General features: G+C 33.8%; 11 protein-coding genes. All 11 read right to left on the bottom strand.

What is annotated here, in order from left to right:
* A partial coding sequence (locus H5S39_RS08010) for a KxYKxGKxW signal peptide domain-containing protein (protein ID WP_182596476.1) occupies nt 1-887 on the bottom strand: 887 nt, incomplete at its 3' end.
* Nucleotides 888-957: 70 nt separating this feature from the next.
* A complete protein-coding gene (locus tag H5S39_RS08005; protein WP_182596477.1) occupies nt 958-2,037 on the bottom strand; it encodes an acyltransferase family protein in 1,080 nt (359 codons plus the stop codon).
* On the bottom strand, nt 2,024-3,082 hold the full coding sequence (locus H5S39_RS08000; RefSeq protein WP_182596478.1) for a glycosyltransferase: 1,059 nt from the start codon (nt 3,080-3,082) through the stop codon (nt 2,024-2,026). The genes H5S39_RS08005 and H5S39_RS08000 overlap by 14 nt, the downstream gene beginning before the upstream one ends.
* Before the next feature lie 11 nt (nt 3,083-3,093).
* The gene (locus H5S39_RS07995) at nt 3,094-4,512 is read right to left on the bottom strand and encodes a flippase (protein WP_182596479.1); all 1,419 of its coding nucleotides are present in this window, start codon (nt 4,510-4,512) and stop codon (nt 3,094-3,096) included.
* A gap of 126 nt (nt 4,513-4,638) precedes the next feature.
* Nucleotides 4,639-5,757, bottom strand: a complete 1,119-nt coding sequence (gene glf, locus H5S39_RS07990; RefSeq protein ID WP_182596480.1) for a UDP-galactopyranose mutase — start codon at nt 5,755-5,757, stop codon at nt 4,639-4,641.
* Nucleotides 5,758-5,802: 45 nt separating this feature from the next.
* Nucleotides 5,803-6,672, bottom strand: a complete 870-nt coding sequence (locus H5S39_RS07985; protein ID WP_182596481.1) for a beta-1,6-N-acetylglucosaminyltransferase — start codon at nt 6,670-6,672, stop codon at nt 5,803-5,805.
* Nucleotides 6,673-6,687: 15 nt separating this feature from the next.
* Nucleotides 6,688-7,497 (bottom strand): DUF4422 domain-containing protein, encoded by an 810-nt coding sequence (locus H5S39_RS07980; protein ID WP_182596482.1) that lies wholly within the window; start codon nt 7,495-7,497, stop codon nt 6,688-6,690.
* Between the two features lie 16 nt (nt 7,498-7,513).
* The gene (locus H5S39_RS07975) at nt 7,514-8,134 is read right to left on the bottom strand and encodes a Wzz/FepE/Etk N-terminal domain-containing protein (protein WP_182596483.1); all 621 of its coding nucleotides are present in this window, start codon (nt 8,132-8,134) and stop codon (nt 7,514-7,516) included.
* Nucleotides 8,110-9,312 carry a polymerase gene (locus H5S39_RS07970; protein ID WP_182596484.1) on the bottom strand — a complete coding sequence of 401 codons (1,203 nt, stop codon included), beginning with the start codon at nt 9,310-9,312 and terminating at the stop codon, nt 8,110-8,112. Before H5S39_RS07970 ends, H5S39_RS07975 begins: the two co-directional genes overlap by 25 nt.
* A 16-nt stretch (nt 9,313-9,328) precedes the next feature.
* Nucleotides 9,329-9,976 (bottom strand): sugar transferase, encoded by a 648-nt coding sequence (locus H5S39_RS07965; RefSeq protein WP_182596485.1) that lies wholly within the window; start codon nt 9,974-9,976, stop codon nt 9,329-9,331.
* Between the two features lie 11 nt (nt 9,977-9,987).
* Nucleotides 9,988-10,917, bottom strand: a complete 930-nt coding sequence (locus tag H5S39_RS07960; protein WP_182596486.1) for a glycosyltransferase family 2 protein — start codon at nt 10,915-10,917, stop codon at nt 9,988-9,990.
* Between the last annotated feature and the right edge of the window lie 3 nt (nt 10,918-10,920).

The following is a 10,920-nucleotide window of genomic DNA, read 5'->3' as shown; positions in this document are numbered from 1 at the left end:
GCCCCATCATTACCAAAGTAGTAGGTATGACCCCAGTTATTATAGAAACCATTGTCTAAACGGGAACCATCTTTTTGGAAGTAATAGGTGTGACCCCAATTGTTATAGAAGCCATCATCTAGACGAACGCCACCTTGACCAAAGTAGTAAGTATGACCCCAGTTATTATAAAATCCGTTATCTAAACGGGAACCATCTTTTTGGAAGTAATAGGTGTGACCCCAATTGTTATAGAAGCCATCATCTAGGCGAACGCCACCTTGACCAAAGTAGTAAGTATGACCCCAGTTATTATAAAATCCGTTATCTAAACGAGTACCATCCTTTTGGAAGTAATAGGTATGACCCCAATTGTTATAGAAGCCATCATCCAATCGAGTGCCATCCGCTTGGAAATAGTAGGTGTGGTTAGATTGATTTAAGAAGTAGTTCTTTTGTTGTTGACCTTGATCATTAAAGTAATAATTCTTACCATTAATATTTTGTTGACCAGTTACTTTTTGACCATCTTTATAGTAATAACTGCTTCCGTTATCTGTTTGCCAGCCGCTCTGTGGAGTGGCTGCCTGCGGAGCCACAGCAACCTTACTTGCGACTAAGGATTGTTGATCAGCTGGCGTAGTTGATTTTGCCTGGTCCTCTTGCTTAGCCGTTTCGCTTGTATTTTGCGTTGCAGGTGTTATTTCTGTAGCAACATCAGTCGTTTGATCATGTGACTTTTGTGAAGCTACTGTAACACTAGTGGTATTGACTGTACTATCAGCAGTATCAGCATTTACCCCTTGTGAAATTGATAAAGTGCCAACTGCTACTGCCAATGTAGCAATTGCCATATAACACCAGTTTTTTCCCTTTTTATACATCTTATAATGTTTTATAATTCCCATGTTTTGCCTCTCTCATTAAATTTGTTTCGTTGTTTATAGTAACATATATGTTCAAATCATAAATGAATTTTCAAATTTTATTTTTTATAAAATTAAATTTTCTATGCATATAAAAAGACCTTACTATTGGTATATATTTAACAATTAATGTCGCAATCGCAGCAAAAAGAATTCGATAGACACTTCCAGCCACAATAGCAAGAAAATAAGAATTACTTAATTGCAATACATGATTAAGAACACGTGGCCAAATTTGAATAAAATCAAGGTCAATTAAATGAAAGCAAAAAATACATAATGACTCTGCACCAAAAAAGCATAGAACTTTTTTTAAACTTTTCAACTTCCAAAAGCCATCTAAAAGCATCGATAACTTTATAACTAAATAGCTAGATGCACAGCCCCCAACTATTGCTAAATACATATTAGGAAATTGTAAATTATCTAATCCAAACAAACCAATTGTAGCAGTCATTAACCAAATCATAGTAGCTACAAAAATTGCTATTTTACTCTTTATCTTTAAAATACTCTTCTTTTTTAACAGGTAGCCAACAAAAAAGAAGATTTGTGAAAATAATGCTGCATTAATGGACCATGGTAAATATATATATGTTTGTAAATAAGTTCCTAAAAAAGTAAAACAGCTAATAATTATTCCTTTCATCAATAAATCATTACTATTAAATTTTAAGGTCATAATAATATTAAAAAGCTGTGTACCAATAAAGAACGCTAATAAGAACCAGATTGCGCCAATTGGAATAATTGAGTAATTAATTAATGGCAATTTTGCAGACGCACCTATTCCATAAAGAGCTGATACAGATAGTTGTCCATAAGTGTTAACTCTTGAAGGAGCAATAATTGAATTATTATGAAGTTTATAAATAGTAAATAAAATAAAAGCTATAAGTACTGTACCAATATAAGGCATTATTAAATTAAAAAATGAATTTTTAAGAAACTTAATTTTCTTCTTTTCTTTATATAAATAGCCACTTAGAACAAAAAAGATTGGCATGTGAAATACATAAATTAAATTTGCAAAATAACTTGAAAAATAATTACCAAGTGAATGTCCAATAATAACAAAAAGAATTGCGATTCCTCTTGCTATATCAATCCACTCAATTCTATGATTTTTCATTAGAATACTCCCTTATAATACTATCCAATCGTAAATAATAATTATCTGAATTAAACTTCCTAATACTATTAGAAATAGCATCCGTATTAAAATCGGTTTTACTTATTAAATTCATACATGACACAAGGCTTTCTTGATTGCCACTACGATAAACTATCCCATTTAGTCCTTGTTTTATAATGTCTTCATAACCACTAAAATCAGCTACAAGGCAGGGAATGCCTCGTGACATCGCTTCAATCATAACCATCGGTAATCCCTCATACTTTGAGGTTAACACTAAAGCATTAGGATGAATTTGATTCAAAATTATTTTCCAGGGGTCTTTAACCCACCCATGGAAGGTACATAGATTTTCTATTCCCAATTTGCTTATATACTCTTGAACCTCACCATTACTATCATCTGCTCCAAACAGATCAACATGAAGTTTATTCGGGTAGTGCTTGATTCCATCAAATAATTCTTGCAGATTTTTCTGAGATCCAAGCATGATTTTGCCCACATATACTAATCTAAGGGTAGCCGATTTATCAGAAATGTTTAGTTTTCCCTTATATCTGTCAATTGGGTTAAATATTAAGCTTATTTTGTCCTCTTTAATTCCTAAATCCATTAATTGATGCTTTATTGGTGTACTAATGGCCCAATGATCATCTGCTAATGTAATATTTTTTGGATCAAACATATTTTGGTTGACTAAAGAATAATGTATCCACGATGTTATTTTATATTTTTTCTTAAGTATTTTTCTAATTTTAGCAGCTAATTTTATTGTATTAGCACCTAAGATAATAAAATGATCATTGTTTTTAGCACTTATAAAAGTATTCATTAAATAAAATAATTTAACAAATTTACTTGTACTTCTTACTTCATGAATTAATACTCCTTGCATATTCTCTAACCATAACCGATTCTCGGGAACCGTGGTTAAATACAATTCAACCTGATGCTCCTTAGCCAAATGATTTAACGCTTTTACTAAAACTGTTTCAGTTCCACCATTGCCAGAAGCCGGGGCACAGATAAACTTTAACTTCATTAAAAATTCTCCTATTTCTTTAATAATGCTTTAGCTTGATTAATAATTGGCGCTTTAGTAATAAAGAGACCAATGATGTATATAGCAATTCCTAATGTGACTTCTAATAATAAATTTGTAATCTTCATACTGATAACACTATTAATTCTCGAAATAACCAAATACATAAAGATCCCGCTTAATAAGTACCTCCAGATAGGTCCAAATAATTGTCGTCGTCGAATTGTCCCTTTAATATAAAATAATTGAACTGCTGTTACTGAAAACTCAGAAATTACTGTAGCTATTGCTGCTCCGTCAGCACCATATAAGGAAATAAAAAATAAATTAGCAACAACGTTAACCACTGCACCAATCGTAACTGAAATTGTATATTCATGTTCACGGTGAATCGGCATTAAATATTGAATACCCGTAACATTGCTCCATGCAATCATTAATATTGCTGGTGCCTCGTAAAAAATAACACTACCAGTTGGTCCATACTGGCTACCTAAAAACCACGGCGCAAATTTATTAGCAATCGCCATCAATCCAAACATCATCGGGATAGAAACGGCAGTCACAAAATCAAACGATTTATATAAACTCTTGCGGACACCCTTGATATCACCTGATGTAAACTTATTAGCAATATGAGGAAGCATTACCGTCCCAGTAGCTGTGACTACGGCCAATACTAATTTTACAATTTTATCGCCAAAGTCAAACTGTGAAACTGCTGCCTGTGGAGCCATTCTTCCGAGCATAATCCGATTAACTACTAAATATATTTGAGTTGTAATTGTCGGAACAAATAATAATAGTGTTGGATAAAAGTGGTGAAATGGTCGCCATTCTTTAATGCTTACCCATTCAATACTATTCTTTAAATATGGCCATAACGTAGCACTACCAGCTAATTGAGCAAAACCCAAAAGAAAAATATACTTACTAAGGTCATTTTCATTTCGAACGAGAACAAAAATTAGTAAGATTGAAATTATCTTAACAATAGTATTTCTAGTAACTGTCTTCTTAAAATCCTCTAGCCCCATAAAGTACCATGAAATATCAATTCCATAAGCTACAATCCATAGGGCTTGTAGTAAGAAATAAACTTTAAAAGCACTACTAAACAAAAATACTGCAATTAAATAGGCCACTAAAGCAATAGTGCTTGTCATTAACTGTAATGACACAATTTCAAAAAAGCTTTTCGATCTTTTATATTTATTTTCTCGTTGATAAGCTATTTCACGATTTCCGTATAAGGTAATGCCTAGTTGTCCAACTAAATAAAAAAAGGTTACCCAACCATTTGTATAAGTATTAATTCCATTATTATGTGCTCCTAATACCCGTGATACATATGGAGTGGTAATTACGGGCGCCAACATTAATAATATTTGGTAACCTGCATTATATAAATAGTTTTTAATGACCTTCATATAATAACCTCGTCCATTCTTTCAAACTAAAGTTTAATTTTACCACTGTCCTGTTATAAACAAAAGGTAACATTAATCAATATCAAAAAAGACGAATTAAGTTTTAACTCAACTCGCCATCAAGATTTATTCAAATTCTTCGTTAACAGCTGTCAATGCTGCATGTAATACTTGATCCATGTTGTAGTAACGGTATTGTCCTAACCGACCACCAAAGATAACATTATCAGCCTTTTCATTAGCTAACTTAGCATACTTCTTATAAAGATCGTTATTCCGCTGGTTATTGATTGGGTAATATGGTTCATCACCACGGTGCCAATCAGCTGGGTATTCACGGGTGATAATGGTTTTATCCTTATCCCCCTTACCGAATTCAAAGTGCTTATGTTCAATAATCCGCGTATATGGCGTTTCGGCATCAGTATAGTTAATTACCGCGTTTCCTTGGTAATTACCAACATTCTTTTCTTCAGTTTCAAACCGCAAACTCCGATATTGCAGTTCCCCTAATTGATAATCAAAGAACTGGTCAATCATGCCAGTAAAGACAATCTTCGGGTAATCCTCAAGATACTTGTCCTTTTGGTCAAAAAAGTCAACTCTGGTCTCGACATCTATCAAGTCACTACTAAGCATCTTCTCAACGATTTGGGTATAACCACCAATCGGAATCCCTTGGTATGTATCATTAAAGTAGTTGTTGTCATATACCAAACGCACTGGGAGACGACGAATAATAAAGGCTGGTAACTCAGTAGCCTTTTGTCCCCACTGCTTTTCGGTATAGCCTTTGATTAACTTTTCATAGATATCACGGCCAATTAGTGAAATAGCTTGTTCTTCAAGGTTTTTTGGCTCTTTACCAGCCATTTCTTGTCGTTGTTCGTTAATCTTTGCCATCGCTTCTTCAGGTGTGCGAACACCCCACATTTCACTGAAGGTATTCATATTGAATGGCAGGTTATACATATGTCCCTTGTAGTTAGCAACTGGGCTATTCGTATAGCGGTTAAATTCCGCAAATTGGTTAACGTATTCCCAAATTTCTTTATTAGATGTATGGAAAATATGGGCACCATATTGGTGAACCTGAATACCGTCTACTTCCTTTGTATAGATGTTACCAGCGATGTGATCACGTTTTTCAATTACCTTAACACGTTTACCTCGTTTAGCAGCTTCGTAGGCAAAAGTAGCACCAAAAAGGCCTGCACCTACTACTAGATAGTCATAATTACTCATTCTCATTTCTCCGTTTCGCTTTGATTCTAACAATAAGAATTTGTTTTATTTATGCTGATCTAACAACATAATTAGTTTATTGGATATTGGTCGTTCAAATTTTCTTCCCCACCAATAATAGCCTTTTTGTATTTTCGGATAGTCTACTTCATCTAAAATTGCTGGACGACTACCATGCTTTTCCACCATTTCAATGTAACGATGAATATCTTTATCAATACGAGATTTGAATTTTGAATTACATAAAACCGTTTGTAACCACATTTCATCTGAACAAAAGCTTGTCGAAAAAATATATTCCAATTCTTTATGCTTTTCATAATATTCAATAGCATACTTTAATGCATCACGTGGTACATCCACCCATTCCTGCCCAGCATAAATGTAGTCATCCGTCAAATTATATTTTTTTAACTTATTAATCCTAAATAATGTTTGAATCAATAAAAGAAAACGATGATAGATTTTACCAAAAGTAGTTCTCCGATTAATCGTATCATAATTAAAATAATATTTAGTCCACCATATTTCTGGTTCGCCAGTTTTCTTCATAGACGTAGCTAACCAATAATTCATAAAAATCTTATCCGTCTTTTCGAAGAAATTATAAATTTCTTCTGGAGACTTTATTGGCCAATCCTGGCCTGATATTAAGTGAAAATATGTATTCTCCTTATTTCGTAAAGCAATCTTTATTAAATCAATTGTTGCTTTAACAATGCTATAACTGCCCCATTTAACATTATATTTTGAAATAAAATAAGCGGTTACTTTCTTTATTTTCTTTTCTTGACTTGTAGTTATTGTTGTCTTTTTATCAAGATGAACATACACATTAAAACTAGTAGAAAGACGCTTAGATAGTTCAATAACCTGGTCAATATTTTTATGAGCTAATATTAAAACAGCCTGCATTATTACCGCTCCTACTTAATGATTTATCCCTTTAGTAATACCCAAACGGTTAGTAATCCGTCTAATTACCGCTCGTCTGCTCAAGTCATCGGTTTTAAAAACAGTTAAATACTTAACCTTATATTCTTTATGCTTTTCAAGCCAAACATTTAATAACCGTTCACTTAAAAAGCCATATAATCGCTTTTGATAATCAGTATAACCAGTCATGTCAGTCCGCTTTTCAACTTCAAACAAAATATCAAATAGCCATTGACAGTATTCATCAGATTTTTGTTTAGAGGCATAAAACATATTATATGGTGACATCCAACTTGAACTATGCATTACCTTGTCAAAAGCTTTTACATATTCAGGATATTTCTCAGCAATTACATCACGGGTATGTTGCATGTCAATCTCATGGTTTGCTTTCTTAAATTGTGTCCATAAATCTTTGCCACCTTCATTCTCAGGGTGAGCAATAATCCAATCATATTCATTTAGCCATTCATCTAATTTACTAATTGGGGCTGGCTTAACCTTATTTCCCATCAAAATAAGATAAGCATACATAGCAAACCGTCCACCAATACTTTTAGAATAAAAGAAACGCCGATAATGTGCTAATCCGATATTCTTAGCTTTAGAATTTTTCCACATCCAGTAAAGCCCTGTTAATTCACAATATTCGGGATTCTTATCAGAGATATTATCTTGAGTATTATCCGCTAAATAGTTAAGTGGATTTAAATTCTTATTAGCACCAACCATCATTGGAACATAATCACTTGGTAATTCTTTAGCATAGTCAAATGGCTTATGAGTAATTACGTATACGGTCATCTTTATCTCCTTAAAGTTAATTCATGTGTCTTAATGTAGTTATTGTAAATGAAACCAGCATCCCAGCAACTATTCCTAACGCAACTCCGACTAACGTGTATTTCTTAACTGATCCATGAGTTTGAGATGTAACAGTTTTACGGTTAGCCTTAGTATAAACATGAACCGTCCCTAATCCCTTTTGCATTTTGGGCAATTCTTTTTTAGCAACTTCCGCTGTTGTATTGGCGATTGCTAATGATTGACTAGCATCCTTAGTCGTTGCTCTAATGGTAATCACAAGTGATTCTGGTCGATTATTAGTATCAATACTATCGCTAATCGATTTAGGTGATACTTCTTTTCGTACACTCTTAGGCAAAGTTTTCCAAGTATCTTCAGTCACCTGACGACTTTTAATTAAATCTTCATAAGTCGGAATCATTGCAATATCTGCACTAACTTGTGAATGTGCTCTTTTGCTATCCAAGCTATGGCTAATCATTATACTTCGCTCTGCCGTATATGTCGTAGATTGTTTATGCTTAGCTAAAATAAAAAATCCACTACCACCAATAACAGCAAAAACTATAATGACAATAATATTTTTCCAAATAATTTTTATTAAATCATTTAAACTATACTTTTTCGTTTCCAATTTGTATTAACCTCCGAAATAATCCTTGGATTTGCTAAAAGCGCTAACAAGAATGGATTATAAGATAACTCAAGTAAATGTTGTTCTACAAAGCAGCTGAGCGTAACAATCAGTAGGATTGCTGTAATTGCATAATTACGTCTCATTACACTCCTTACTGAAATAGTAATCATCAACCCTAAAATAATTATAGTTACTAATAGACCATATATCATAATTAGCCGTAAATAAGAGGAATCAATATAAAAGTAGCCAACATTACCATGATGAAATACCGATAAACCTTTACTTCCGCCTAATCCATTTTCCTCTACCTTTTGTCCAAGCATTGTAAAATGGTATCTGTACATAGACATAAGACCATATGACAAACGTCCAGAAAGTAAATGGTCGATTTTATAATATATATGATTTGTATTATCAAAAAAATAAGTACCAGCAAAGCTGACGAAAGCTAATAATGGAATAAAAATCCAATAAAGCGAAATTATAAAATGAGCTACTCTATCTTGAGGGCTTTCTGCAAGCTTAGCAATCCAAACAACTGGCAGAATTAATAAAATACAAATAATACTTAGCCGAGCGTCAGTTATAAACTTTAACAACAACGCTACTAATACATATCCTGTATAATACCGCCAATTCAGTTTATTGTAATAAAGATAAACGTGCGCAAGTAAAAGATACAACACGTGTGATGCTAAATCAGTTGGGTACACAATACCTAATGCATAGCGAGTCGCTCTCCCATGTACAACGAAAACCAAATCTTTTATAACTCCAAGAAGTGAAAATGCTACAACACTAATTAACAAAATTAACGTTGTATAAAAATAGTATTGAATTATCCTGGTGAAAGGAACACCCTTAGCAGCTACAATAAAAGTGGCCATTACAATAATTAAGTTTGAAGTCGATAATCGCCATGAACAAATAGCAATTAAAAGGAAAAAAGTAATTAGTATTTTCTCTTTTAATTCATGACTATCTAAAAAATAAATTTTAAAAATAAGTATTGCTACACAAATATATGAAGCTAAGTTAAAGGGCCTGCTCCCTAAATAAGGATCAAATGTCGTATTTCTAAGAAAAGAGAAAAAAAGATAAAATACTAATACTCCTAAATACAATTGCTGACCATTAATTGGAGCTCTTAATATTTCTTTTATTTTCAGCAAAAAAATTCTCCTTTCTTTAATACGCACCATCACGTTTAAAAATGCTAATAATATTCTTAAACATTATCTTCGTATCAAAAGCCAGTGAAGCTTTATCAACATACTCTAGCTCAACATCACAACGTTTTGGATATGGAATATTACTCCGACCGCTTGATTGCCATAGCCCCATTGCACCAGGTTTTACTGACAAGAACTTGTCGACACGGTCACCATATTCCTCCAGCTCTTTTTTCACAATCGGCCGTGGCCCAATAATGCTCATATCACCACGTAAAATATTGATGAATTGTGGTATTTCATCAATTGATGTCTTCCGTAGCCACCGTCCTAAACGGGTAATCCGTGGATCTTCTTCTGGCTCCAGTTTATAGTTGTTGGCAACATACTTAGCATACAATTCAGGATCACTTTCCAAAATTTTATCTGCATTAACTACCATTGAACGGAACTTATAAATCTTAAATGGCTTACCATGCCACCCAATTCGAACTTGCTTATAAAATAGCGGACCTTTATTATCACCGAAACGGTTCATAATAAAAACAGTTAGGAAAACTGGGCTAAAGCCAACTATTGCCAGTGATGACAGCGTAATATCAAAAAACCTTTTCCAGAAAAGGTAATTTTTTGATTGTTGTTTAATTTTTACCTTCTCATTCATGATCCTCAATCCTACTTCTTCTCTTTAATAATATATATAGGCCGTTTTTTTGTCTGCATATAGATTCGACCAATATACCGACCAATTATCCCTAAGCATAGTAACTGAATACCACCCAAGAACAAAATAACACAAACCATCGATGCCCAACCAAAGGCACTACTTGTTGGTTCAATAATCTTCCTTACTATAACGACAATCATTCCAATAACAGAAATAAAGGCGGTAAATCCACCGACCCAAGTAGCAATTGCCAGTGGTGCCTCTGAAAAGTCAGTAATACCATCAATTGCGTACTTAAATAGTTTCCACGTCGACCAATCAGTTGTTCCGGCAACCCGTTCAACATTCTTGTAAGGAAGGTACTTAGTCTTAAAACCAACCCAATTAAAAATTCCCTTTGAAAAACGATTATACTCGGTTAACGATAAAACTGCATCTACCATTTGACGAGTCATCATCCGGTAATCACGGGCCCCCGACACAATCTTCGTATCAGAAATCTTATTGATGACATTATAGAACTGGTCTGATAGAAAAGACTTAAACTTAGCTTCACCCTTCCGGTCAGTCCGCCGCATCCCCACACAATCATATTCGCCCGTTGAGATATCCTTATACATTTCCGGTAAATACTCGGGGGGATCCTGCAAATCGGCATCCATCACTACCACATAATCCCCGGTAGCAGCCTGAAGACCAGCATATAAGCCTGCTTCCTTCCCAAAATTACGAGAAAAAGAAACATAGTGTACCCGTTCAGGATCCTGTACATGCAACTTACGCATTTCCGTCAACGTACCATCACTGGATCCATCATTAACAAACCAATATTCAATTTTAACTGGCATTTGCTTAACCACTTTCTCTACAGCTGGATAAAAAAGCGGAATAGCCTCTTCCTCGTTATAGCAAGGAACAACTATCGATAATTTTGGCATTGC

Source organism: Limosilactobacillus rudii, from assembly GCF_014145455.1.
Lineage (GTDB): Bacteria > Bacillota > Bacilli > Lactobacillales > Lactobacillaceae > Limosilactobacillus > Limosilactobacillus rudii.
The sequence above is the reverse complement of the archived record's forward strand: the minus strand, read 5'-3'. Positions and strand labels throughout refer to the sequence as shown.